This is a genomic window from Salinihabitans flavidus, assembly GCF_900110425.1.
GTDB lineage: Bacteria > Pseudomonadota > Alphaproteobacteria > Rhodobacterales > Rhodobacteraceae > Salinihabitans > Salinihabitans flavidus.
Genome location: NZ_FODS01000011.1, coordinates 1 through 24,054, shown reverse-complemented (window position 1 = coordinate 24,054; position 24,054 = coordinate 1). Strand labels below are relative to the sequence as shown.

The following is a 24,054-nucleotide window of genomic DNA, read 5'->3' as shown; positions in this document are numbered from 1 at the left end:
ACCGGAAGTCCAGAATATGATCAATTATGAATCCGACGAAAATCAAGGGGGCAGACATGGAACTCGACGACGCCTACGAGAACGGCGCCTATATTCCCGGAGCGGCGGAATACCCGGAAAAATGGGCCTCACGGGCGGCGGAGTTCCGGGCGGCGCACGGCGGGCGGCTTGGGCTTCGCTATGGCTCCGGGGCGCGCGAGGTGGTCGATATTTTCCTGCCCGATGGCGAGCCGGAGGGGCTGATGGTCTTTGTCCACGGGGGCTATTGGAAGGCGTTCGATGGCTCCTACTGGTCGCATCTGGCCGGCGGGGCGATCGCGCGCGGATGGGCGGTGGCGGTGCCGACCTACACGCTTGCGCCGGAGGCAAGGATTTCCCAGATCACTCAGGAGGTTACGCGCGCCGTGAGCTTTGCAGCGGGCGAGGTGGCCGGGCCTGTCGCGCTGTGCGGGCATTCGGCGGGCGGGCATCTCGTGGCGCGGATGTGCGTGCCCGGCATGCTGCCCGAGGCGGTGGCCGCGCGGCTGTGCAAGGTGGTGCCGATCTCGCCGGTGGCCGATCTGCGGCCGCTTCTGAAAACCACGATGAACGAGACCCTGGGGCTCGACGCGGCGGAGGCGGAGGCGGAAAGCCCTGTCTTGCAAGAGAAACTGCCGCATGTGCCGGTCACGGCATGGGTCGGCGGCGACGAGAGGCCCGCGTTCCTCGATCAGGCGCGCTGGCTGGCGGACGCGTGGCGCTGCGGTCTGGTGGAGGTGCCGGGGCAGCATCATTTCAGCGTGGTGGAGGCGCTGGCGGAGCCCGGCAGCCCGTTGATGCGGGAAGTTTTGCCGAATCGGGGTTAACGCCTTGAATTTGCTGAAAAATGCCATGCGGTAAAACGTCGGTATTCTGTCGGTATTCTGTCGGTATCGCGTCGGTGCCGGTGATGGCGGAGGGCGGGATTAACGCGGCGTCCGGTCTCACCCTGCCCATATTTGACCTGAAGTCCCGAGGTTGCTACCGTTCCCTTGATGTGTAGCCTCAATACATATCATCTTGGGCATCGGCGCCTCGGCCAGTGGCCTCGAAGCGCAGCGAGCCTTTGTGTGGCCAGTTCCGAGCGACAGGGTAACCGCCCTCGAGATTGTGAGGCAATGACCGCGAAAGCTCTGGTCAGGCCCTCGCCGCAGCAGTCCGCGACGTGCTTTTCAGGCCGGAAAGATACGACGAGGAAGGTCAATAGCGTGAAGCTGATCGGCTTGAGCGGACCGCTGCAAGACGCACGGCGGATCGCGTTCCGAAACGATCCGGCAACGCCAGCGTTTTCCACCAGCTTTTTTGAATAATTGGAGGAGAAACAAGAGATGGCAAAGGATGGAATTGATACCCCCGAAGACCTGCCGCAAAGCATGAAACGCCGCAGCTTTCTTGGAGTCACCGGACTGGGACTCGCTAGCGGCATTCTGGGCCTTGGCGCCTCGCTACAGATGACGTCGACACGTGCCCTGGCGCAGGGTGGAGCACTCGAAGGCAAGGACGGGCTGGATCTTCTGAACGACAGGCCTGTGAACGCGCAAACGCCTGCGCACCTTCTGGACGACGCGATCACGCCCATTGATCGACACTTCGTTCGCAACAACGGCGTCGTGCCGGACGATACGTCTGCGGAAGGCTGGATGCTGACAGTGGACGGGCTTGTAGATCAGCCGATGGAGTTGAGCATCGACGATCTTCGTGACCAGTTCGAGGTCGTGACAATGGCGCTGGCTCTGGAGTGTGGCGGCAACGGGCGTGCCATGTTCGACCCCCCGGCTTCCGGCAACCAGTGGACCTATGGCGCGATCGCCTGCTCGGAATGGACCGGTGTGCGCCTGCGCGACGTGCTTGAGGCCGCAGGCGTTCACGAAAGCGTGGTCTATACCGGCCACTATGGCGCCGACGGGCATCTTTCGGGCGACCCGGAGCGATCGCCGCTGTCGCGCGGGGTGCCGATCGACAAGGCGATGACCGATAACGTGCTCATCGCATTCGAGATGAACGGCGAGCCATTGCATCCGCTGAATGGAGCGCCTTTGCGACTGGTCGTTCCCGGCTGGCCGGGCTCCTGCTCGCAGAAGTGGCTGACGCGGATCGAACTGCGGGATCAGAAGCATGACGGGACCAAGATGGCCGCGCCGTCCTATAGCGTGCCAAGCTACCCCGTCGCGCCGGGAACGGACGTCCCGCTTGAAGATTTCGAAACCATCCATGCGATGCCGGTCAAGTCGCTGATTACGCATCCGCAAGACGGGGCAGACGTCGGATCAGAGTTCGAGGTGCGCGGTCACGCATGGGCGGGCGACCGCACCGTGCAGAAAATGGAGGTCTCGTCTGACCATGGCGAGAGCTGGCAGGAAGCCGACCTCGATGACCCGGTCAATGACGGGGCGTGGCAGAACTGGCGGACCACCGTCACCGTTCCCCAGTCCGGCTATTACGAGATCTGGGCGCGCGCGACCGACAGTGAAGGCGTGATGCAGCCCTTCGCGATCAAGTGGAATCCGAAAGGGTATCTCAACAATTCCTTCCACAAAGTCGCCGTGCAGGCGGAGGCTGCCTGATCGACATGGGATGGAAAGAAAAACTTTGGACGGCGGCTCTGGCCGCCGCCTTTCCGATGGCCGTCACCGCAGCGGATGACGGGCATGACGGCACGACAGCCGATGTGGGGGATGTCGGCGCGCTCTATCCGGCAGAAGGTGCCGAGGTGACTTACAACTACTGCGTGGCCTGCCATTCCGAGATGATCGTGGCGCAGCAAGGTCAGACCCGAGAGGGCTGGGACAAGCTTCTGAAATGGATGGTTGAGGAACAGGGGATGCAACCAATCCCGGATGAGGATCGTGAGATCATCCTCGATTACTTGTCCGAGCACTACAATACCGACCGGCCGCATTTTCCCCGCCCATAGCCACAAACAATTGCGTCTCGGACGAGTTCAATGCCTTTGCACGAACAGGAGCCAGATCGCCGGGCCGGGGGGCGGCCCGGCGATGCGCGGCGGCCTTCGGCCTTGTTCCCGCGCGGGGCAATGGAAAACCTCTTCGGGAGTAGTGCGCCTCACGCCTGCGCGTGGTGAACGCCGCGGGCGATGGCGCGGGCGAGGCAGGTCGCCGCCGCGTGGCCGATCATGAGCGTGTCGTCCGAAGGATCGGTCAGGGTCTCCGCGCCGGTGGCGGCGGCAAACACGAGATCGCCGTCGAGCGGGGTGTGCGAGGGCACCAGCGCGCGGGCCATGCCGTCATGCGCGGCAGTGGCCATGCGCGTGCACTGCGCCTGATCGAGCGCGGCGTCGGTGGCGACGATGGCGATCGTGGTGGCCGCGTTGCGCAGCGAATGCTTGGTTGGCGGAAATCCGGTCGGATAGGCGGGCGCGGGGCCGTGGCCGCCGAACTCGGCGCCGATCTCCCACGGGGCGGCCCAGAAATGCCGCCCGTCCACGGTGGCGTTGCCAAGCGCGTTGACCGCCACCAGCGCGCCCACCGTCACGCCGTTTGGCAGCACGACGGAGGCCGAGCCCAGCCCGCCCTTTTCGCAGGCCAGAAGCGCGCCGGTGCCCGCGCCCTCGGCCCCCAGAGAAAAATCCGCCGCCGCGCCGGCCAGCGCCGCCGCCCCCAGCGCGGGATAGGGGTTGGCGGACCAGTCCTTGTCGCCGCCGTTGAGCAGATCGAAGAGAATCGCAGTGGGCACGATGGGCACGCATTGCCCGCCGACGGTATATCCGCGCCCCTGCGCGCGCATCGCCTCCATCACGCCGGAGGCGGCATCCAGACCGAAGGCCGACCCGCCCGAAAGCACCAGCGCGTCGACCTGCTGCACCGTCTTGTCGGGGGCCAGAAGCTCTGTCTCGCGCGTGCCGGGGGCGCCGCCCATGATGCTTACCCCGCAGGTGAAGGGCGCATCGGCGGTCAGCACGGTCGTCCCGCTTCTGATCCGGTCGTCGCGGGCGTTGCCGACGCGCAGCCCGGCGACATCGGTGATCAGGTTGCGCGGGCCGGTTTTCATGGGCGGAGTCCTTTGGCTGGGGATTTTCCGCGCACTCAAGCAGCGGCGCCGGGCGGGCGCAAGGGGGCTTGCGGCGCCGCCGCGCTCGTCACTCGCGCTCTTTCAGGCGCTGTTCGATCGCTTCGAGCCGGGTGAGCACCTCGTCGCGGTAGGTGTCGGTGCGCGCCACATCCTCCGCGTGGTGGGCGTCCTGCATCGAATTCACGATCAGGCCCACAAGAAGGTTCACCACGGCAAAGGTGGTCAGAAGGATGAAGGGCACGAAGAAGGCCCATGCGGCGGGATAAATCTCCAGCACGGGGCGGACGATGCCCATCGACCAGCTTTCCAGCGTCATGATCTGGAACAGCGTGTAGGCGGACCGCCCCAGATGGCCGAACCATTGCGGGAAGTCTTCCCCGAACAGCTTGGTCGACATCACCGCGCCGATATAGAAGATCAGCCCCATCAGCAAAAAGACCGATCCCATGCTGGGCAGGGCGGTCAGAAACCCCTCGACCACCCGGCGCAGGCGCGGCGCGACGGAGATCACCCGCAGCACCCGCAGCACCCGAAGCGCGCGCAGCACCGAAAGCCCGGTGCCCCCCGGCACGAGCGAGGCGCCGACGATCACCGTGTCGAAAAGGTTCCAGCCGCTGGCGAAGAAGCGCAGCCCGCGGGCGTAGAATTTCGACGCAAGCTCGATCACGAAGATCGACAGGCAGGCCTGATCCAGCAAGGTGATGAGCGGTCCGGCGGCATCCATCACGGGCTGCGATGTTTCCAGCCCGAGGATCACCGCGTTGAACAGGATCACGCCGAAAATGAACCTCTGGGTGGCCGGATGGTCGATGAAGGCGGCGATACGCGCGCGCATGCGGGGCTCCGTTCGCTGGGGTCTGCCCCCATATGGCAAGCGCGGGGCACCGGGGCAAGATGGCGTCGGGCGGGCGGGGGCGATATGCCTTGTCATATGCCGGGTTTTCTGCGCCCGCCGGGCGTGCGACTGTGGCGCGGGGCGGTGGCCCCGGATCTGTTCGAAAGGCGGTGGGATGATTGCTCTGATCCGGCTGGTGGGTGTTGGATTTGTCGTTCTGACGATTATTTACGTCGGGCTGTCGGTCTGGTCGCGGCGCGTGCGGCGGCGTAAGCTGCAAGAGCGGTGGGACGCACGCCGGCCCACGGCGGACCGCGAGGCGTTCATCCGGCGGGGACTTGAGAGATACGACAATTCGATCCGGCGCAAGCTGATCCTCGGGGTGTATGTGGTGCCGGTTCTGGTGGTGGTCACGATTATCTATCTGACGAATTTTTATTGAGGGGGCCGTTCATGGTCTATTTCAAATGGGGCTTTATCGGGCTGTTCTGGCTGCTGGTGGCGGCATTCCTGCATTATACGCTGCCGCAGCATGACGTGGTGCGGATCATCGACACCTATGAAACGCGGGTGGATTTCGGGGAGAACTCGATCTTCTGGACCTCGCCGGGAAGCGGAAACGCCGAAGGGCAGGTCAATCGCGACGTGTTCTTCATGCAGACCGTGCGCGAGGACGGCGATCCGGTGATCTATCGCAACGAGGACACCGGCTGGGGCTGGCCACCGTATTTCAAGTTCGACACCTCCAACCTTCAGGCCGAGGCGGCGGACCTGAAATCCGTCAAGGAGTCGCCGCAATGGGTGGTGATTCGGCATTACGGCTGGCGCAACGAGTTCCTGTCGATCTATCCCAACGCGGTGAGCGTGTGGGAGGTCGAGGGGCCGGATGTGACCATCGTGCCGTATTTCAAGATCATCGTTCTGACGTTGCTTGCGGCCATTTTCTGGGCGATCTGGGTGCGCTGGCGGCGGTTCCGCGCGGCGCGGATCGATCCGATGCTGGAGGACATGGGCGACAGTTTCGACTCGGCGGGGGATTCGCTTGCCGAAAAGCGCGGACGCATCGCACGCTGGTTCGGCGGCGGGCGCCGGCGGCGGTAGCCACAATCTGGCCGCATATCGAACCCCTGAGCACGAAATCGCCCGTTTGTGGCCCTGATTGTACCAATTCGGTGGGGTAAGTCCCTGCCTTTGTTGGTGAGTGATCGACCCCACCGGGGGCGGTAGCGTAAAAGGGTGATACCATGCGGGACATGGAGGCAAAGTGGGCGCGGGACGCGGACCCGGAACTGCACGGCGAGATCGTGCGGATCTCGGCGGAGACACGGCGCCGATTGCGCGCAGCGGAGCGGCAGCACCGCAAGGAGCAGGAAAGCCGGGTCGCACGCGCCATGCGGCGCAATGCGCCCGATCTTCACGGGATAACCGAGGTCGAATGGCGTCGGCGTGTGCGGCAGAGTCAGAGATGGATCGTGATTGCCGGCCTGACATATCTTGGCGCGGCGCATCTGTGGCCCTTTGTCTTGATGTTGCCGCAGGCGGCGGTCTTGATGATGGCGTTTGCGGTGCTGATCGGGCCGGAACGGCTTGCGGGCGGTGCCGTGTGTGTGTTGCGGTGGCTGCTGATCGGGCCGGGTGTCCGGTCGGCCTGATCGTGTCGACATGCGGGTGGGTGCAATCCCGCCCTTGAATTCGGCTCCGGGGCCGCGTATGTGGCCCCCTGACCCAGTCGAAGAAGTTGCATCATGGCCAAAACCAATCCCTTTACCTTCATCCAGCAGGTGCGCGCGGAAGTCGCCAAGGTCGTATGGCCGACGCGGCGCGAGGTGTTGCTGACCACTGTGATGGTGTTCATCATGGCGGCGCTGACGGCGGTGTTCTTCGCGCTGGTCGATCTGCTCATTCGCGGCGGATTGCAGGGGGTTCTGGCGTTTTTCGGCTGAGCGGCCGAATGACGTAAAATTGCCCCGGCCTCTTGAATTCGGCAGAGCAGAGTTGTAGAGGGCAGGGAACCTCCGAGAGTTGGCGTGCGGCGATTCGTGTTGCGCGCCGATTTTTTGTTTCGGAGAGGCCGGTCAGGTCTTTGAAAACACGGGATTTTCGGCGACTGGCCGAATCAGGACGGGAAGAACGGATATATGGCGAAGCGGTGGTATTCGGTGAGCGTGCTCTCGAATTTCGAGAAGAAGATCGCCGAACAGATCCGGCTGTCGGTGGCCGAACAGGGTCTTGAGGACCAGATTGACGAGGTTCTGGTGCCGACCGAAGAGGTCATCGAGGTGCGTCGCGGCAAGAAGGTCACGACCGAGCGCCGCTTCATGCCCGGCTATGTGCTTGTCCACATGGAGATGAGCGACAAGGGGTATCACCTGATCAACTCGATCAACCGCGTCACCGGCTTTCTCGGACCGCAGGGCCGCCCGATGCCGATGCGCGACGCCGAGGTGAACCAGATCCTCAACCGCGTTCAGGAAGGCGAGGATCAGCCGCGCACGCTCATCAGTTTCGACGTGGGCGACAGGGTGAAGGTCAACGACGGGCCGTTCGAGGATTTCGACGGCATGGTCGAGGATGTGGACGACGACAACCAGCGCCTGAAGGTGATGGTGTCGATCTTCGGCCGGGAAACCCCGGTCGAGCTGGAATTCACGCAGGTCACCAAGCAGACCTGACGTGCCGAGCGTGGGAGGGGCGGCGGTCGCGACCGCCAAGCCTGACCACGACAACGCAGGCCGCCGGGGCGCGCCCCGGGGGTGTTGGAAAGAAGGAGAGGCCAGATGGCCAAGAAACTAATCGGCAAGATGAAGCTGCAGGTGCCTGCAGGTCAGGCGAATCCGTCGCCGCCCGTGGGCCCGGCTCTGGGTCAGCGCGGTCTGAACATCATGGAATTCTGCAAGGCGTTCAACGCCAAGACGCAGGAGATGGAGCAGGGCGCCCCCTGTCCGACCGTGATCAGCTACTATCAGGACAAGTCCTTCACGATCGATATCAAGACGCCCCCGGCGTCCTATTATCTGAAGAAGGCCGCGAAACTGAAATCCGGCGCGAAGACACCGGGCCGTGAAACCGTCGGCACCGTGACCCCCGCCCAGGTGAAAGAGATCGCCGAAGCGAAAATGAAAGACCTGAACGCGACCAACATCGAGGCTGCCATGCAGATCGTCCTTGGCTCGGCGCGCTCCATGGGCATCGAGGTGAAGTGATGGCAAAACTCGGAAAACGCAGCAAGACGGCGCGCTCCGCCGTCGAGGGCAAGACCAATCTCACCGTCGAAGAGGCGGTCAAGCTGGTCAAGGGCAACGCCACCGCCAAGTTCGATGAAACCGTCGAGATCGCCGTCTGCCTCGGGGTCGATCCGCGGCACGCCGATCAGATGGTGCGCGGCGTGGTCGGTCTTCCGAACGGGACCGGCAAGACTGTGCGCGTGGCGGTTTTCGCCCGTGACGCCAAGGCGGACGAAGCCCGCGCGGCAGGGGCCGACATCGTTGGCGCCGAAGACCTGATGGAGACCATCCAGGGCGGCGAGATCAACTTTGACCGCTGCATCGCGACCCCGGACATGATGCCGATCGTCGGCCGTCTGGGCAAGGTGCTGGGCCCGCGCAACCTGATGCCGAACCCCAAGGTCGGCACGGTGACCATGGATGTGGCGCAGGCCGTGCAGAACGCCAAGGGCGGTGAAGTGCAGTTCAAGGCCGAGAAGGCCGGTGTGGTTCACGCCGGCGTCGGCAAGGCGTCGTTCGACGCGGCCAAGCTGGTCGAGAATGTGCGTGCCTTCATGGGCGCCGTGCTCAAGGCCAAGCCGGCAGGCGCGAAGGGCACCTACGTCAAGAAGATCGCGCTGACCTCGACCATGGGGCCGGGCGTGACCGTCAGCGTGGATAACGCGGCGGCCGAATAGGAATTTGGCTCCCGGCCAACAGGCCGGGGCCAGATGGCGGGGCCAGTCCATTGGCCCTGTCCTGTCCGAGACGGAGGGTGAGCGACAGCTCATAATTCCTTCCCGAGATGGGGAAAACGAGACGAATTTACCGTGTGGCTTCGGCCCTCGGGCGATCTGGCCTCGGGACCCCACGTTGAGGACCCGACTGTCGGGGAAACCCGACGCAACTGAGCCGGGGGGAAACCCCCAAAATTGGAGTGAAACTGTGGATAGAGCCCAGAAAGAGAAAGTGGTCGAGGAACTCGGCCAGATCTTCGAAAGCTCTGGCGTCGTAGTGGTTGCCCACTACGCGGGTCTCACTGTTGCTGACATGCAAAACCTGCGCGCCAAGGCGCGTGACGCAGGTAGCGCAGTCCGCGTTGCCAAGAACAGGCTCGCCAAGATCGCCCTTGAGGGCAAGCCCTGCGCAAGCATTGCTGACCTTCTGTCGGGCATGACCGTTCTGACCTATTCCGAGGACCCCGTGGCGGCAGCCAGGGTGGCCGAGGACTTCGCCAAGGAGAACAAGAAGTTCGAAATCCTTGGCGGGGCGATGGGAGAGAGCGTTCTTGACCGGGCCGGCGTCGAAGACGTGTCGAAAATGCCCTCGCGCGATGAGCTTCTCGCTCAGATCGCTGGCATGCTTGGCGCACCTGCTTCGAACATTGCCGGGGCCATTGGCGCACCTGCTTCGAACATCGCGGGCATCTTGTCGACCATCGAGGACAAGACGGAAGCCGCGTAAGCAACATGAGAACCGCGTTCAGGCAATCGCCCGACGTTGGAACACAACTGTAGAACGGAAAAGAGTCGAGATATGGCTGATCTGAAAAAAATGGCAGAAGAGATCGTTGGTCTGACCCTGCTGGAAGCACAAGAACTGAAAACCATCCTCAAGGATGAATACGGCATCGAGCCCGCCTCCGGCGGCGCCGTGATGATGGCCGGCCCCGCAGAGGGCGCCGGTGGCGAGGCTGCCGAAGAGCAGACCGAATTCGACGTCATCCTGAAGTCGGCTGGCGCATCGAAGATCAACGTCATCAAGGAAGTGCGCGGCATCACCGGGCTTGGTCTGAAAGAAGCCAAGGAACTGGTCGAAGCCGGTGGCAAGGCCGTGAAAGAGCAGGTTTCCAAGGACGAAGCCGAAGAGATCAAGGGCAAGCTGGAAGCAGCCGGCGCCGAGGTCGAGCTCAAGTGATGGTGGGTTGGCACCCGCCGTTCGGGGGGTGCCGCGCGCGTGCAGGGCGGGTGACCGCCGCCGCACCGCAACCCTGATAAAATGGGCTGGGTCCGGGATTTCCGGGCCCAGCCGAACCTGTCTCGGACAGACCCCCGGCAAAGGGGATTTGTCTCAGGCGAGGTTCATGGATCGGGAGGCCGCTGGTGGGCAGGGGCCGGGAATGGATCCGAAACTCGACCATCTCGAGAGGGCGCGATGCCGGGGCCCGACGGCATTGGCGACCGATGAGAAACTGAAAGGCGACCAGACCCATGGCTCAATCCTTCCTTGGCCAGAAACGTTTGCGTAAATACTACGGCAAGATCCGCGAAGTGCTGGAGATGCCGAACCTGATCGAGGTTCAGAAAGCCTCCTACGACCTGTTCCTGCATTCCGGCGACGGCGAAAAGCCTGCCGAGGGTGAAGGGATCATGGGCGTGTTCCAGTCGGTGTTCCCGATCAAGGATTTCAATGAGACCTCGGTTCTCGAGTTCGTGAAATACGAGCTTGAGAAGCCGAAATACGATGTCGAGGAATGCCAGCAACGCGACATGACCTATGCCGCGCCGCTCAAGGTGACGCTCCGGCTCATCGTGTTCGATGTGGACGACGACACCGGCGCCAAATCCGTCAAGGATATCAAGGAGCAGGACGTGTTCATGGGGGACATGCCCCTCATGACGCCGAACGGCACCTTTGTCGTGAACGGCACCGAGCGCGTGATCGTCAGCCAGATGCACCGCTCCCCCGGTGTGTTCTTTGACCACGACAAGGGCAAGACCCATTCCTCGGGCAAGCTGCTCTTTACCTGCCGGATCATTCCCTATCGCGGCTCGTGGCTCGATTTCGAGTTCGACGCCAAGGATATCGTCTATGCGCGTATCGACCGCCGCCGCAAGCTGCCGGTGACGACCCTGCTCTATGCCCTCGGGCTCGATCAGGAAGCGATCATGCAGGCCTATTACGACACGGTCGATTACAAGCTGGTGAAAAACAAGGGCTGGGTCACGAAGTTCTTCCCCGAGCGTATGCGCGGCACTCGCCCGACCTATGATCTTGTGGACGCCGCCACCGGCGAGGTGATCGCCGAGGCCGGCAAGAAGATCACCCCGCGGGCGGTCAAGAAAATGATCGACGAGGGCAACATCTCCGACCTGCTGGTGCCGTTCGAGCACATCGTCGGCAAGTATGTCGCCCGTGACATCATCAACGAGGAAAACGGCGCGATCTATGTCGAGGCGGGAGACGAACTGACGCTCGAGCACGGCAAGAATGGCGAAGTGTCCGGCGGAACCCTCAAGGAGTTGATGGACGCCGGGGTCACCGACATTCCGGTGCTCGACATCGACAATATCAATGTCGGCCCCTACATCCGCAACACCATGGCGATGGACAAGAACCTGGGCCGCGATACCGCGCTCATGGATATCTACCGGGTCATGCGCCCCGGCGAGCCGCCCACCGTGGAGGCGGCCTCGGCGCTATTCGAGACGCTGTTCTTCGATTCCGAGCGCTATGACCTGTCGGCGGTGGGACGCGTGAAGATGAACATGCGCCTCAACCTCGATGCGGACGACACGCAGCGCACCCTGCGCCGCGAGGATATCGTGGCCTGCATCAAGGCGCTGGTGGAACTGCGCGACGGCAAGGGCGACGTGGACGACATCGACCACCTCGGCAACCGCCGGGTGCGGTCCGTGGGCGAGCTGATGGAAAACCAGTATCGCGTCGGTCTGCTGCGCATGGAGCGCGCCATCAAGGAGCGCATGTCCAGTGTCGAGATCGACACGGTGATGCCGCAGGATCTGATCAACGCGAAACCGGCGGCGGCGGCGGTGCGGGAATTCTTCGGCTCCAGCCAGCTTTCACAGTTCATGGACCAGACCAACCCGCTTTCGGAAGTGACGCACAAGCGGCGCCTTTCGGCGCTTGGACCGGGGGGCCTCACGCGGGAGCGGGCGGGCTTCGAGGTGCGCGACGTGCACCCCACCCACTACGGCCGCATCTGTCCGATCGAAACGCCGGAAGGTCAGAACATCGGTCTGATCAACTCTCTGGCCACCTTCGCGCGGGTCAACAAGTACGGGTTCATCGAAACCCCGTATCGCAGGGTCGCGAACGGGCAGGTGAGCGATGAGGTCGTCTATATGTCGGCGACCGAGGAATCGCGCCACACCGTTGCGCAGGCGAACGCCAAACTGGATGAGGACGCCCGGTTCGTGAACGATCTGGTCAGCACCCGCCAGGCGGGCGAATACATGCTGGCGCCGAACGAGAGCGTGGACCTGATCGACGTGAGCCCGAAGCAGCTTGTGTCCGTGGCGGCCTCGCTGATTCCGTTCCTTGAGAATGACGACGCCAACCGCGCCCTGATGGGGGCGAACATGATGCGTCAGGCGCTTCCGCTGGTGCAAACCGAGGCGCCGCTTGTCGGGACCGGGATCGAGGGCGCCGTGGCGCGCGACAGCGGGGCGTCGATCATGGCGCGCCGCGCCGGGATCATCGACCAGGTGGACGCGCAGCGGATCGTGGTTCGGGCGACCGAAAACCTGCAACCGGGCGATCCGGGGGTGGACATCTACCGCCTGCGCAAGTTCCAGCGGTCGAACCAGAACAGCTGCATAAACCAGCGTCCGCTGGTCAAGGTGGGCGATACCGTCGTCCGTGACGAGGTGATCGCCGACGGTCCGGCGACGGACATGGGCGAGCTGGCCGTGGGGCGCAACGTGATTGTCGCCTTCATGCCCTGGAACGGCTACAACTACGAGGACTCGATCCTGATCTCCGAGCGCATCGCGCGCGATGACGTGTTCACCTCGATCCACATCGAGGAATTCGAGGTCGCGGCGCGGGACACCAAGCTTGGCCCCGAGGAGATCACCCGCGACATTCCCAACGTGGGCGAAGAGGCGCTGCGCAACCTCGACGAGGCGGGCATCGTCTATATCGGCGCCGATGTGGAGCCGGGCGACATCATGGTGGGCAAGATCACCCCCAAGGGCGAAAGCCCGATGACACCGGAAGAGAAGCTCTTGCGCGCGATCTTCGGCGAGAAGGCCAGCGACGTGCGCGACACCTCGCTGCGTGTCAAGCCGGGCGATTTCGGCACCGTGGTCGAGGTGCGTGTGTTCAACCGCCACGGCGTGGAAAAGGACGAGCGTGCGCTTCAGATCGAGCGTGAAGAGGTCGAGCGTCTGGCGCGCGACCGCGATGACGAGCTGGCGATTCTGGACCGCAACATCTATGCCCGTCTTCAGGATCTGATCCTTGGCAAGGTGGCGGTGAAGGGGCCCAAGGGCGTCAAGCCCAACTCGCAGATCACCGAAGAGCTTCTGGAAAGCCTGAGCCGCGGCCAGTGGTGGCAGCTCGCGCTGGCCGATGAGGCCGACGCGCAGATCGTCGAGGCCCTGAACGAGCAATACGACCTGCAAAAGCGCGCCCTGGACGCGCGGTTCGAGGACAAGGTCGAGAAGGTCCGCCGCGGCGACGACCTGCCGCCGGGTGTGATGAAGATGGTCAAGGTCTTCATCGCGGTGAAGCGCAAGCTTCAGCCGGGCGACAAGATGGCCGGGCGCCACGGCAACAAGGGTGTCGTCTCCAAGGTTGTTCCGATGGAGGATATGCCCTTCCTCACCGATGGCACGCCGGTTGACATCTGTCTCAATCCGCTGGGCGTGCCCAGCCGGATGAACGTCGGGCAGATTCTGGAAACCCACATGGGCTGGGCCAGCCGTGCGCTGGGTCTCAAGATCGGGGACGCGCTGGACGATTATCGCCGCACTGGTGATCTGACTCCGGTACGTGACTCGATGCAGTTCGCCTATGGCGACGACGTCTACAACGAGGGCATCAGCGGCATGGACGAGGAAACGCTGGTCGAAGCGGCGGGCAACGTCACCAACGGCGTGCCGATCGCAACGCCGGTGTTCGATGGCGCCAAGGAGGAAGACATCAACGATGCCCTCGCACGGGCGGGTTTTGACACCTCGGGGCAATCGGTCGTCTATGACGGGCGCACCGGGGAGGCCTTCGCGCGGCCGGTGACCGTCGGCATCAAGTACATGTTGAAACTGCACCACCTTGTCGATGACAAGATCCACGCGCGTTCGACCGGACCCTACAGCCTCGTGACCCAACAACCGTTGGGCGGCAAGGCACAGTTCGGTGGCCAGCGTCTGGGGGAAATGGAGGTCTGGGCGCTGGAAGCCTATGGCGCCGCCTACACCCTTCAGGAAATGCTGACCGTGAAGTCGGACGACGTGGCGGGCCGGACCAAGGTCTACGAGTCGATTGTCAAGGGCGAGGACAACTTCGAGGCCGGCGTGCCCGAATCCTTCAACGTTCTCGTGAAAGAGGTTCGCGGCCTCGGTCTGAACATGGAACTCCTGGAGGAGGAGGAAGAGGGGTAAGGATTTCGCGGAAAATTCTTACCGGGCGGATCTTTTCGCAAAGGTCCGCCCATCCTTCCACCGTCCCGCACCGATTTGAGGTATCAAGATGAACCAGGAACTGACAAACAACCCGTTCAACCCGCTCACCCCGACAAAGGTCTTTGACGAGATCAAGGTCTCTCTGGCATCGCCCGAGCGCATCCTGTCGTGGTCTTACGGCGAGATCAAGAAACCCGAAACCATCAATTACCGCACGTTCAAACCCGAGCGTGACGGCCTGTTCTGCGCGCGTATCTTTGGCCCGATCAAGGATTACGAATGCCTGTGCGGCAAGTACAAGCGAATGAAATACCGCGGCGTTGTCTGCGAGAAATGCGGCGTCGAGGTGACGCTTCAGAAAGTCCGGCGCGAGCGTATGGGCCATATCGAGCTGGCATCTCCGGTGGCGCATATCTGGTTTCTGAAGTCGCTGCCCAGCCGCATCGGCCTGATGCTCGACATGACGCTGCGCGATCTTGAGCGGGTGCTCTATTTCGAGAATTACGTGGTGATCGAACCGGGCCTGACGGACCTCACCTACGGTCAGATGATGACCGAGGAAGAGTTCATGGACGCCCAGGACCAGTATGGCATGGACGCCTTCACCGCCAATATCGGCGCCGAGGCGATCCGCGACATGCTGGCCGCGATCGATCTGGAATCGGAGGCGGAGAACCTGCGCGCCGATCTGGCCGAGGCCACGGGCGAGCTGAAGCCCAAGAAGATCATCAAGCGCCTGAAAGTGGTCGAGAGCTTCCTTGAATCCGGCAATCGGCCGGAGTGGATGATCATGACCGTGATCCCGGTCATCCCGCCGGAACTGCGCCCGCTTGTGCCGCTGGACGGCGGGCGGTTCGCAACCTCGGATCTCAACGATCTCTATCGCCGGGTGATCAACCGCAACAACCGCCTCAAGCGGCTCATCGAGCTGCGCGCGCCCGACATCATCGTGCGCAACGAAAAGCGGATGTTGCAGGAATCGGTCGATGCGCTGTTCGACAACGGACGCCGCGGCCGGGTGATCACGGGGGCCAACAAACGGCCGCTGAAATCGCTTTCGGACATGCTCAAGGGCAAGCAGGGCCGGTTCCGCCAGAACCTGCTCGGCAAGCGTGTGGACTTCTCGGGGCGGTCGGTCATCGTGACCGGCCCGGAGCTGAAGCTGCATCAGTGTGGCTTGCCCAAGAAGATGGCGCTGGAGCTGTTCAAGCCGTTCATCTATTCGCGGCTGGAGGCCAAGGGTCTTTCGAGCACCGTGAAACAGGCCAAGAAGCTGGTGGAGAAGGAACGCCCCGAGGTGTGGGATATCCTCGACGAGGTGATCCGTGAGCATCCGGTGCTTCTCAACCGGGCGCCGACGCTGCACCGTCTGGGCATCCAGGCGTTCGAGCCGGTTCTGATCGAAGGCAAGGCGATCCAGCTTCATCCGCTGGTCTGCTCGGCCTTCAACGCGGACTTCGACGGTGACCAGATGGCCGTTCACGTCCCGCTCAGCCTTGAAGCGCAGCTTGAGGCGCGCGTTCTGATGATGTCCACGAACAACGTGCTGTCGCCGGCCAACGGCGCGCCGATCATCGTGCCGTCGCAGGACATGATCCTCGGACTCTACTACACCACCATCATGCGCGAAGGCATGAAGGGCGAAGGCATGGTCTTCAGCTCCATCGAGGAGGTGCAACATGCGCTCGACAGCGGGGCGGTGCATCTGCATGCGAAGATCACGGCGCGTATTCCGCAGATCGACGAGAACGGACTGGAAATCTCCAAACGCTATGAGACCACGCCGGGCCGTGTCCGGCTTGGGGCACTTCTGCCGCAGAACACGAGGGCGCCGTTCGATCTGGTCAACCGCCTTCTGCGCAAGAAAGAGGTGCAGCAGATCATCGACAACGTCTATCGCTATTGCGGGCAGAAGGAATCGGTTATTTTCTGCGACCAGATTATGACCATGGGCTTCCGCGAGGCGTTCCGGGCCGGCATCTCGTTCGGAAAGGACGACATGGTGGTTCCGGACAACAAGTGGACCCTTGTCGATGAAACCCGTGATCAGGTGAAGGATTTCGAACAGCAATACATGGACGGCCTGATCACCCAGGGTGAGAAATACAACAAGGTCGTGGATGCCTGGTCGAAAGCCAACGACAAGGTGACCGAGGCGATGATGGGCACCATCTCGGCGGACACAAAGGACGAGGATGGCTCCGTCCGCGAGCCGAACTCGGTCTACATGATGGCCCACTCCGGCGCGCGGGGGTCGGTGACGCAGATGAAACAGCTCGGCGGGATGCGGGGCCTGATGGCCAAGCCGAACGGCGACATCATCGAAACGCCGATCATCTCGAACTTCAAGGAAGGTCTGACCGTTCTTGAATACTTCAACTCCACCCACGGCGCCCGGAAGGGTCTGTCGGACACGGCGTTGAAAACCGCGAACTCGGGGTATCTGACCCGCCGTCTTGTCGACGTGGCGCAGGATTGCATCGTGCGCATGAACGATTGCGGGACCGATCAGGCGATCACGGTCGAGCCGGCGGTGAACGATGGTGAGATTGTGGCCTCTCTGGCCGAGCGTGTGCTGGGCCGGGTGGCTGCGGACGACATCGCGAACCCGATCACGGGCGAGGTTCTTGTTCCGCAGGGGCAGCTCATCGACGAGCGGGCCGCCGATAACATCGACGAGGCGGCGATCCAGACGGTTCGCATCCGCAGCGCGCTGACGTGCGAGGCCGAGGAAGGTGTCTGCGCCAAATGCTATGGCCGCGATCTGGCGCGCGGGACGACCGTGAACGTCGGCGAGGCCGTCGGCATCATCGCCGCGCAGTCGATCGGCGAGCCCGGCACGCAGCTTACGATGCGGACGTTCCACATCGGCGGTGTCGCGCAGGGCGGGCAGCAGTCCTTCCTCGAAGCGAGCCAGTCTGGCACCATCGCCTTCGAGAACGCCCAGATTCTGGAGAATTCCAGCGGCGAGATGCTGGCGATGGGCCGCAACATGAAGCTGCGGATCATCGGTGAGGGCGATCTGGAACTGGCCAGCCACAAGGTCGGCTATGGCACCAAGCTCTTCGTGGCGGAGGGCGACAAGGTGGCACGCGGCGACAAGCTGTTCGAGTGGGACCCCTATACCCTGCCGATCATCGCCGAGAAATCGGGGACCGCGCGGCATGTCGATCTTGTCAATGGCGTGTCGGTCCGCGAGGACACCGACGATGCCACCGGCATGACCCAGAAGATCGTCAGCGACTGGCGGTCGGCGCCCAAGGGCAATGAACTCAAGCCCGAGATCATCCTTGTGGACGACGATGGCGAGCCGGTGCGCACCGATGCGGGCAATCCTGTGCATTACCCGATGTCGGTGGATGCGATTCTGTCGGTCGAGGACGGACAGGCGGTCACGGCCGGTGACGTTGTGGCGCGGATTCCGCGCGAGGGTGCCAAGACCAAGGACATTACCGGGGGTCTGCCCCGTGTGGCCGAACTGTTCGAGGCACGTCGCCCAAAAGATCACGCGATCATCGCCGAAATCGACGGCTATGTGCGATTTGGCAAGGACTACAAGAACAAGCGTCGGATCAGCATCGAACCGTCGGACGAGAGCCTTGAGCCTGTCGAATACATGGTGCCCAAGGGTAAGCACATTCCCGTTCAGGAAGGGGATTTCGTCCAGAAGGGCGATTACATCATGGACGGCAACCCGGCCCCGCACGACATCCTGTCGATCATGGGGGTCGAGGCGCTGGCAAACTACATGATCAACGAGGTGCAGGAGGTCTATCGCCTTCAGGGCGTGAAGATCAACGACAAGCACATCGAGGTCATCGTGCGCCAGATGCTTCAGAAGTGGGAGATCCTCGACAGTGGGGAAACCACGCTTCTCAAGGGGGAGCATGTGGACAAGCAGGAATTCGAGGCCGCCTGTGAAAAGGCGATTTCGAAAGGCGGGCGCCCGGCCAAGGGCGAGCCGATCCTGCTTGGCATCACCAAGGCCAGCCTTCAGACCCGCAGCTTCATCTCGGCCGCCTCCTTCCAGGAGACGACCCGCGTTCTGACCGAGGCTTCGGTGCAGGGCAAGGTCGACAAGCTCGTGGGTCTCAAGGAGAACGTGATCGTGGGCCGCCTGATCCCGGCGGGCACCGGCGGGGCGACGCAGCGCGTGCGCCGCATTGCGAGCGAGCGTGACAATGTCGTGCTGGAGGCGCGCCGCGAAGAGGCAGAGGCGGCGGCACTGGCTGCCCCGTCCGAAGAGGCGGGCGCCGAGGATGTCTTTGGCAGCGGATTCTCCGATGTGCCGGAGAGCCGCGAGGAATAAGCGGCGCTGCCACAACCGAACTTGCCCCCCGGCGGACGCTCCGCCGGGGGGTTTTCTATTGTGGACTGGCCCCCGCCATTGACGATAGATTCGCGTTCATTTGTTTACTGTTGCAGTGTGCTGGGGTTGCGATGAAAGACGTTCGCATTCAGGTTGTCGGGGTCATTCGGTTCTCTGTTCTCGCAGAGGGCTTTGCCGTCGATCTTTACGGGGGGATGGATCGGCTTCGGCAATACCTGTTTGATAGCGGCTCTCTGGGCTGGCGTTTCCACATCTTCGAGAACCTCGGCCTGCCGTCGCTTCTGCGGCAGACCGATCCGGACTTCCAGTTGGTGCTGCTGACGTCGATCGAGCTCCCCGATTACGCGCGTGAACGGCTTGAGGCGCTGGTCGCGCCGTATGGCAATCTGCATGTGCACGCCGAAGGGGTGGAAAAGCAGCACCGCCTGATCCGAAGAGCCTATGACAGCATTCCGCACGATGGATACACCCACCGCGCGGCGTTCCGGCTCGACAATGACGATGCGGTCTGCATGACCTTCGTGGAGCGGCTCAAGCACCTGTCGCATGGCCTGCTTGACTTGGGCGGAACGGACGAGCCCACGGCCATTGCCTTCAACCGCGGCTTCTATGTCGAGATGAAAGAGGATGAACCCCACGAGGTCTATGACACGGTGGAGCGCGAGCCGCTCTCGACCGGCACGGCACTTCTGTCGCGGGCGGGGTATCACCTCAATCCGTATCGCTACAATCATCGCGCGGTGGCGCAGCATTTCAACACTTATTCGGATATTTCCTTTCCGGTGTTTCTCCGGACGGTGCATGGTGAGAATATCGACAGGGTCATGAAGCGCGGTCTTCGTGGCAGGCACGGCCCGCGTCGGATCGAAAAGCAGATCCGATCTCACTTCGGAATGGAAATGCAGGATATATGGCGACTGAAATGCCCGCCGCGGGACTGAGCGACAACGCGCGCGGTGCGCTGATCATGACCGCCAGCATGGCCGCCTTCACCTTCAACGATGCCTGCGTCAAGGCGGTGTCGGGGGACATGCCGCTGTTTCAGCTACTGATGCTGCGGGGGATGGCGACAACGATACTGATCTGCGGCCTTGCCTGGTACATGGGGGCGCTGCGCTGGCGGTTCGGCGCGCGGGACTGGTCGCTGATTGCGGTGCGGTCCCTTGCGGAGGTGGGGGCGGCGTTCTTTTTCATCACCGCGCTGCGGCATATGCCCATCGCCAATATCACCGCTATTCTTCAGGTGCTTCCGTTGACGATGACGCTTGGAGTTGCCCTGTTCTTCAAGGAGCCGGTCGGCTGGCGTCGGATGGTGGCCATTCTTGTCGGGTTTTGCGGGGTGCTTCTCATCGTGCGGCCGGGGCCTGAGGGATTCGACGTCAACGCTGGGTATGCCCTCATGGCGGTCGGGTTCGTGACGCTGCGCGATCTGGTGACGCGGCGCATGTCCTCGGCGGCGCCGTCGATGATGATCACGCTCTCGGCCTCGGTGGGGGTTCTGATCTTCTCGGCCGTGGCAACGACGGGCGAGACATGGGTGGCGGTCGGTGTGCGCGACGCCGGGTTGATCCTTGGCGCGTCGGTCCTGATCTTCGGGGGCTATCTCTTTTCGGTGATGGTGATGCGGGTGGGCGAGATGTCCTTCATCGCGCCGTTCCGGTATTCGGGGTTGCTCTGGGCTCTGGTTCTGGGATGGATCGCCTTCGGTCACTGGCCCGAGCCCTTGACGCTTCTGGGGTCGGCCATCGTGGTGGCAACCGGGGTCTTTACCTTTTATCGCGAGGGCCGGGTGGCGCGGCGCGCACGCCTGCGATCCTGAGCCGGGACTGAGCGCGACGCCCCCGCAATTCAAGCGCGCAAGTGCTGTTGACAACCCCCCCGACTCCCCCTATACGCCGTGCATCCGGCTATTGGGGGTCGCCCCTGCGCGCCGATATCATATCTGAAGTGGTCAAGATCCGGACAATTTCATCGTCCCGATCCTCTGAGAACCCACCGCGTCGTTCACCTCGGAATGGGAGCGATTGCGGTTTTTGCGCTTGTGGACGCACAGGCTGCGCCGAGTTGAGACATCATGCGGGGCAACCCGCGAAACACTTGTGTAGGAAACGGGGAAAGAGGCCCAATGCCAACAATTCAGCAGCTGATCCGCAAGCCGCGTCAGCCCAAAGTAAAACGCTCGAAGTCGCAACACCTTGAGCAGTGCCCGCAAAAGCGCGGCGTCTGCACGCGTGTCTACACCACCACTCCGAAGAAGCCGAACTCGGCCATGCGGAAAGTGGCGAAGGTGCGCCTGACCAACGGCTACGAAGTGATCAGCTATATTCCCGGCGAAAGCCACAACCTTCAGGAACACTCTGTTGTTCTGATCCGCGGCGGTCGTGTGAAGGACCTTCCGGGTGTCCGCTACCATATTCTGCGTGGCGTGCTGGATACCCAGGGCGTCAAAGATCGTAAGCAGCGCCGCTCGAAATACGGCGCGAAGCGTCCGAAGTAAGGAGAGACATCAATGTCCCGTCGTCACGCTGCCGAGAAGCGCGAAATCCTGCCCGACGCCAAATATGGCGACCGTGTGCTGACCAAGTTCATGAACAACCTCATGATCGACGGCAAGAAGTCGGTCGCCGAGAATATCGTGTACAACGCGATGGAGCGCGTTGAGACCAAGATCAAGCGCTCCCCTGTCGAGGTGTTCCATGAGGCGCTCGACAACATCAAGCCCTCGGTCGAGGTGCGTTCCCGCCGGGTTGGCGGTGCGACCTATCAGGTTCCCGTGGAAGTGCGCCCCGAGCGCCGCGAGGCCCTGGCCATCCGCTGGCTGATCACCGCATCGCGCAAGCGCAACGAGCATACCATGGAAGAACGCCTTGCCGGCGAGCTCATGGATGCCGTGAACTCCCGCGGTACCGCCGTCAAGCGGCGCGAAGACACCCACAAGATGGCCGAGGCGAACAAAGCCTTCAGCCATTATCGCTGGTAACCCCAGAGGACTGAGATCAATGGCACGCGAATATCCGCTCGAACGCTACCGCAACTTCGGCATCATGGCGCATATCGACGCAGGCAAGACCACCTGCTCGGAGCGCATCCTGTTTTACACCGGCAAATCCCACAACCTGGGTGAGGTGCATGATGGCGCCGCCACCATGGACTGGATGGAGCAGGAGCAGGAGCGCGGTATCACCATCACGTCGGCCGCCACCACGACCTTCTGGCAGTGGCAGGAAGATCCGACCACTGAGGGCACCTACGAAACCAAGTACCGGATGAACATCATCGACACGCCCGGCCACGTCGACTTCACCATCGAGGTGGAGCGGTCTCTGGCGGTGCTCGATGGTGCGGTTGCCGTTCTGGACGCCAACGCCGGTGTCGAGCCGCAGACCGAAACCGTCTGGCGCCAGGCCGACCGTTACAAGGTGCCGCGCATCGTGTTCGTCAACAAGATGGACAAGATCGGCGCGGATTTCTTCAACTGCGTGGCCATGATCGAAGACCGCACCGGCGCGATCGCGGCCCCGATCCAGATTCCGATCGGCGCGGAGCACGAGCTCGAGGGCATCGTCGATCTCGTCACCATGGAAGAATGGGTCTGGAACAGCGAAGATCTTGGCGCCTCCTGGGTGCGTCAGCCGATCCGTGACAGCCTGAAGGACACCGCCGAGGAATGGCGCGGCAAGCTCATCGAGAACGCCGTCGAAATGGACGACGACGCGATGATGGCTTACCTCGAAGGCGAGGAGCCCGACATTCCGACCCTGCGCAACCTGATCCGCGAGGGCACGCTCAATCTGAAGTTCGTTCCGGTGCTTTGCGGCTCCGCGTTCAAGAACAAGGGTGTTCAGCCGTTGCTCAACGCCGTGGTCGACTACCTGCCGAGCCCGCTCGACGTGGTCGATTACATGGGCTTCCGGCCGGGCGACGACACCGAGACCCGCGACATCCCCCGCCGGGCGGATGACACCATGCCGTTCGCCGGTCTGGCGTTCAAGATCATGAACGACCCGTTTGTCGGCTCTCTGACCTTCACGCGCATCTATTCGGGTGTGCTGCGCAAGGGCGACGCGATCCTCAATTCGACCAAGGGCAAGAAAGAGCGCATTGGCCGGATGATGATGATGCACTCGAACAACCGCGAGGAGATCGAGGAAGCCTTTGCTGGCGACATCATTGCACTGGCGGGTCTGAAGGATACCACCACGGGCGATACGATCTGCGATGCGAAGGATGCCGTGGTTCTGGAAACCATGACGTTCCCCGATCCGGTGATCGAGATCGCGGTGGAGCCCAAGACCAAGGGCGACCAGGAAAAGATGTCGCAGGGTCTGGCCCGTCTGGCCGCAGAGGATCCGTCCTTCCGCGTGGAAACTGATCTGGAATCGGGTCAGACGATCATGAAGGGCATGGGGGAGCTTCACCTCGATATCCTGATCGACCGTCTGAAGCGCGAATTCAAGGTCGAGGCCAACATCGGTGCGCCGCAGGTGGCCTATCGCGAGACGATTTCGCACAAGATCGAACATATCTACACCCACAAGAAGCAGTCGGGTGGCTCCGGTCAGTTCGCCGAGGTCAAGCTCGAGATCGCGCCGACCGAGGCGGGTGAGGGGTATTCCTTCGAATCCCGTATCGTTGGCGGCTCGGTGCCGAAGGAGTATATCCCCGGCGTCGAGAAGGGCATCAAGTCGGTCATGGACTCCGGTCCGATCGCGGGCTTCCCGGTCATCGACTTCAAGGTGGCTCTGGTCGACGGCAAGTTCCACGATGTCGACTCGTCGGTTCTTGCCTTCGAGATCGCATCGCGGATGTGCATGCGTGAAGGTCTGCGCAAGGCCGGTGCGAAACTGCTTGAACCGATCATGAAGGTCGAGGTGATCACCCCGGAAGAATATACCGGGGGCGTGATCGGCGACCTGACGTCGCGCCGCGGGCAGGTGTCCGGGCAGGAGCCGCGCGGCAACGCCATCGCGCTCAGCGCCTTCGTGCCGCTGGCCAACATGTTCGGCTACATCAACACGCTGCGCTCCATGTCCTCGGGCCGTGCGCAGTTCACGATGCAGTTCGATCATTACGATCCGGTGCCGCAGAACATCAGCGATGAAATCCAGGCAAAATACGCCTAATCGAACAGGGAGGGGCAAGGTGCCCCCTCCGCATAAGACAATAGGAGGCCATCATGGCAAAGCAAAAGTTTGAGCGCGGCAAGCCGCACGTAAATATTGGCACGATCGGCCACGTCGACCACGGCAAGACGACGCTGACGGCGGCGAT

22 protein-coding genes are annotated in these 24,054 nt (G+C 62.6%); 20 read left to right on the top strand and 2 right to left on the bottom strand.

Features of this window, described 5'->3' with window-relative positions; genetic code table 11:
* Nucleotides 1–56: 56 nt before the first annotated feature.
* The 3 genes from BMW66_RS10300 to BMW66_RS10290 all read left to right on the top strand — a co-directional run bounded on the left by BMW66_RS10300 (nt 57) and on the right by BMW66_RS10290 (nt 2,932).
* Nucleotides 57–845 (top strand): alpha/beta hydrolase, encoded by a 789-nt coding sequence (locus BMW66_RS10300; RefSeq protein WP_093118307.1) that lies wholly within the window; start codon nt 57–59, stop codon nt 843–845.
* Nucleotides 846–1,346: 501 nt separating this feature from the next.
* Nucleotides 1,347–2,582 (top strand): sulfite oxidase, encoded by a 1,236-nt coding sequence (locus BMW66_RS10295; protein ID WP_093118144.1) that lies wholly within the window; start codon nt 1,347–1,349, stop codon nt 2,580–2,582.
* Between the two features lie 5 nt (nt 2,583–2,587).
* Nucleotides 2,588–2,932, top strand: coding sequence for an aldehyde dehydrogenase (locus BMW66_RS10290; protein ID WP_093118142.1), 345 nt, complete (start codon nt 2,588–2,590; stop codon nt 2,930–2,932).
* Nucleotides 2,933–3,081: 149 nt separating this feature from the next.
* Here the strand turns inward: BMW66_RS10290 and BMW66_RS10285 are convergent, their stop codons facing one another.
* Nucleotides 3,082–4,026, bottom strand: a complete 945-nt coding sequence (locus BMW66_RS10285; protein WP_093118140.1) for a P1 family peptidase — start codon at nt 4,024–4,026, stop codon at nt 3,082–3,084.
* Nucleotides 4,027–4,114: 88 nt separating this feature from the next.
* Complete coding sequence (locus BMW66_RS10280) at nt 4,115–4,882, bottom strand: ion transporter (protein ID WP_093118137.1); 768 nt, start codon at nt 4,880–4,882, stop codon at nt 4,115–4,117.
* A gap of 175 nt (nt 4,883–5,057) precedes the next feature.
* Between BMW66_RS10280 and BMW66_RS10275 the strand changes: the two genes are divergently transcribed.
* The 17 genes from BMW66_RS10275 to BMW66_RS10195 all read left to right on the top strand — a co-directional run.
* A complete protein-coding gene (locus tag BMW66_RS10275) occupies nt 5,058–5,324 on the top strand; it encodes a hypothetical protein (protein WP_093118135.1) in 267 nt (88 codons plus the stop codon).
* Between the two features lie 11 nt (nt 5,325–5,335).
* Nucleotides 5,336–5,983: a DUF1523 family protein gene (locus BMW66_RS10270; RefSeq protein ID WP_093118133.1), complete on the top strand. Its 648-nt coding sequence runs from the start codon at nt 5,336–5,338 to the stop codon at nt 5,981–5,983.
* A gap of 143 nt (nt 5,984–6,126) precedes the next feature.
* Complete coding sequence (locus tag BMW66_RS10265) at nt 6,127–6,534, top strand: hypothetical protein (protein ID WP_093118131.1); 408 nt, start codon at nt 6,127–6,129, stop codon at nt 6,532–6,534.
* 93 nt (nt 6,535–6,627) lie between these two features.
* Nucleotides 6,628–6,825 carry a preprotein translocase subunit SecE gene (gene secE / locus BMW66_RS10260; RefSeq protein ID WP_093118128.1) on the top strand — a complete coding sequence of 66 codons (198 nt, stop codon included), beginning with the start codon at nt 6,628–6,630 and terminating at the stop codon, nt 6,823–6,825.
* A 195-nt stretch (nt 6,826–7,020) separates the two neighbouring features.
* Nucleotides 7,021–7,554 carry a transcription termination/antitermination protein NusG gene (gene nusG / locus BMW66_RS10255; RefSeq protein WP_093118126.1) on the top strand — a complete coding sequence of 178 codons (534 nt, stop codon included), beginning with the start codon at nt 7,021–7,023 and terminating at the stop codon, nt 7,552–7,554.
* Between the two features lie 105 nt (nt 7,555–7,659).
* Nucleotides 7,660–8,085, top strand: coding sequence for a 50S ribosomal protein L11 (gene rplK / locus BMW66_RS10250; RefSeq protein ID WP_093118124.1), 426 nt, complete (start codon nt 7,660–7,662; stop codon nt 8,083–8,085).
* Nucleotides 8,085–8,783, top strand: coding sequence for a 50S ribosomal protein L1 (gene rplA, locus BMW66_RS10245; RefSeq protein WP_093118122.1), 699 nt, complete (start codon nt 8,085–8,087; stop codon nt 8,781–8,783). Before rplK ends, rplA begins: the two co-directional genes overlap by 1 nt.
* Before the next feature lie 247 nt (nt 8,784–9,030).
* Nucleotides 9,031–9,549: a 50S ribosomal protein L10 gene (gene rplJ / locus BMW66_RS10240; RefSeq protein WP_093118119.1), complete on the top strand. Its 519-nt coding sequence runs from the start codon at nt 9,031–9,033 to the stop codon at nt 9,547–9,549.
* A 72-nt stretch (nt 9,550–9,621) separates the two neighbouring features.
* The gene (rplL, locus tag BMW66_RS10235) at nt 9,622–10,002 is read left to right on the top strand and encodes a 50S ribosomal protein L7/L12 (protein WP_093118117.1); all 381 of its coding nucleotides are present in this window, start codon (nt 9,622–9,624) and stop codon (nt 10,000–10,002) included.
* A 293-nt stretch (nt 10,003–10,295) separates the two neighbouring features.
* Nucleotides 10,296–14,432: a DNA-directed RNA polymerase subunit beta gene (rpoB, locus tag BMW66_RS10230; protein ID WP_093118115.1), complete on the top strand. Its 4,137-nt coding sequence runs from the start codon at nt 10,296–10,298 to the stop codon at nt 14,430–14,432.
* A gap of 88 nt (nt 14,433–14,520) precedes the next feature.
* Entirely contained in the window at nt 14,521–18,762 is a 4,242-nt protein-coding gene (rpoC, locus tag BMW66_RS10225; RefSeq protein WP_093118114.1) for a DNA-directed RNA polymerase subunit beta', read from the top strand.
* 131 nt (nt 18,763–18,893) lie between these two features.
* Nucleotides 18,894–19,724, top strand: a complete 831-nt coding sequence (locus BMW66_RS10220) for a glycosyltransferase (protein WP_093118112.1) — start codon at nt 18,894–18,896, stop codon at nt 19,722–19,724.
* Nucleotides 19,694–20,602, top strand: a complete 909-nt coding sequence (locus tag BMW66_RS10215; RefSeq protein WP_245729444.1) for a DMT family transporter — start codon at nt 19,694–19,696, stop codon at nt 20,600–20,602. The genes BMW66_RS10220 and BMW66_RS10215 overlap by 31 nt, the downstream gene beginning before the upstream one ends.
* Nucleotides 20,603–20,908: 306 nt before the next feature.
* Entirely contained in the window at nt 20,909–21,280 is a 372-nt protein-coding gene (gene rpsL, locus BMW66_RS10210; protein WP_005862801.1) for a 30S ribosomal protein S12, read from the top strand.
* A 12-nt stretch (nt 21,281–21,292) separates the two neighbouring features.
* Nucleotides 21,293–21,763 (top strand): 30S ribosomal protein S7, encoded by a 471-nt coding sequence (gene rpsG, locus BMW66_RS10205; RefSeq protein WP_093118108.1) that lies wholly within the window; start codon nt 21,293–21,295, stop codon nt 21,761–21,763.
* Between the two features lie 19 nt (nt 21,764–21,782).
* Nucleotides 21,783–23,906 (top strand): elongation factor G, encoded by a 2,124-nt coding sequence (gene fusA / locus BMW66_RS10200; protein WP_093118106.1) that lies wholly within the window; start codon nt 21,783–21,785, stop codon nt 23,904–23,906.
* Nucleotides 23,907–23,959: 53 nt separating this feature from the next.
* Nucleotides 23,960–24,054: GTP-binding protein (locus BMW66_RS10195; protein WP_245729450.1), on the top strand; the 95-nt coding region annotated here is incomplete at its 3' end.

Bases quoted from the DNA above. Each gene is read 5' to 3' on its own strand.
- BMW66_RS10280 (WP_093118137.1), bottom strand. From the start codon at position 4,882: ATGCGCGCGCGTATCGCCGCCTTCATCGACCATCCGGCCACCCAGAGG.
- BMW66_RS10215 (WP_245729444.1), top strand. From the start codon at position 19,694: ATGGCGACTGAAATGCCCGCCGCGGGACTGAGCGACAACGCGCGCGGT.
- rpoC (WP_093118114.1), top strand. From the start codon at position 14,521: ATGAACCAGGAACTGACAAACAACCCGTTCAACCCGCTCACCCCGACA.
- rplA (WP_093118122.1), top strand. From the start codon at position 8,085: ATGGCAAAACTCGGAAAACGCAGCAAGACGGCGCGCTCCGCCGTCGAG.
- BMW66_RS10275 (WP_093118135.1), top strand. From the start codon at position 5,058: ATGATTGCTCTGATCCGGCTGGTGGGTGTTGGATTTGTCGTTCTGACG.
- rpoB (WP_093118115.1), top strand. From the start codon at position 10,296: ATGGCTCAATCCTTCCTTGGCCAGAAACGTTTGCGTAAATACTACGGC.
- rpsL (WP_005862801.1), top strand. From the start codon at position 20,909: ATGCCAACAATTCAGCAGCTGATCCGCAAGCCGCGTCAGCCCAAAGTA.
- fusA (WP_093118106.1), top strand. From the start codon at position 21,783: ATGGCACGCGAATATCCGCTCGAACGCTACCGCAACTTCGGCATCATG.
- BMW66_RS10295 (WP_093118144.1), top strand. From the start codon at position 1,347: ATGGCAAAGGATGGAATTGATACCCCCGAAGACCTGCCGCAAAGCATG.
- rpsG (WP_093118108.1), top strand. From the start codon at position 21,293: ATGTCCCGTCGTCACGCTGCCGAGAAGCGCGAAATCCTGCCCGACGCC.
- rplL (WP_093118117.1), top strand. From the start codon at position 9,622: ATGGCTGATCTGAAAAAAATGGCAGAAGAGATCGTTGGTCTGACCCTG.
- nusG (WP_093118126.1), top strand. From the start codon at position 7,021: ATGGCGAAGCGGTGGTATTCGGTGAGCGTGCTCTCGAATTTCGAGAAG.
- BMW66_RS10220 (WP_093118112.1), top strand. From the start codon at position 18,894: ATGAAAGACGTTCGCATTCAGGTTGTCGGGGTCATTCGGTTCTCTGTT.
- secE (WP_093118128.1), top strand. From the start codon at position 6,628: ATGGCCAAAACCAATCCCTTTACCTTCATCCAGCAGGTGCGCGCGGAA.
- BMW66_RS10270 (WP_093118133.1), top strand. From the start codon at position 5,336: ATGGTCTATTTCAAATGGGGCTTTATCGGGCTGTTCTGGCTGCTGGTG.
- rplK (WP_093118124.1), top strand. From the start codon at position 7,660: ATGGCCAAGAAACTAATCGGCAAGATGAAGCTGCAGGTGCCTGCAGGT.
- BMW66_RS10285 (WP_093118140.1), bottom strand. From the start codon at position 4,026: ATGAAAACCGGCCCGCGCAACCTGATCACCGATGTCGCCGGGCTGCGC.
- BMW66_RS10265 (WP_093118131.1), top strand. From the start codon at position 6,127: ATGCGGGACATGGAGGCAAAGTGGGCGCGGGACGCGGACCCGGAACTG.
- BMW66_RS10290 (WP_093118142.1), top strand. From the start codon at position 2,588: ATGGGATGGAAAGAAAAACTTTGGACGGCGGCTCTGGCCGCCGCCTTT.
- BMW66_RS10300 (WP_093118307.1), top strand. From the start codon at position 57: ATGGAACTCGACGACGCCTACGAGAACGGCGCCTATATTCCCGGAGCG.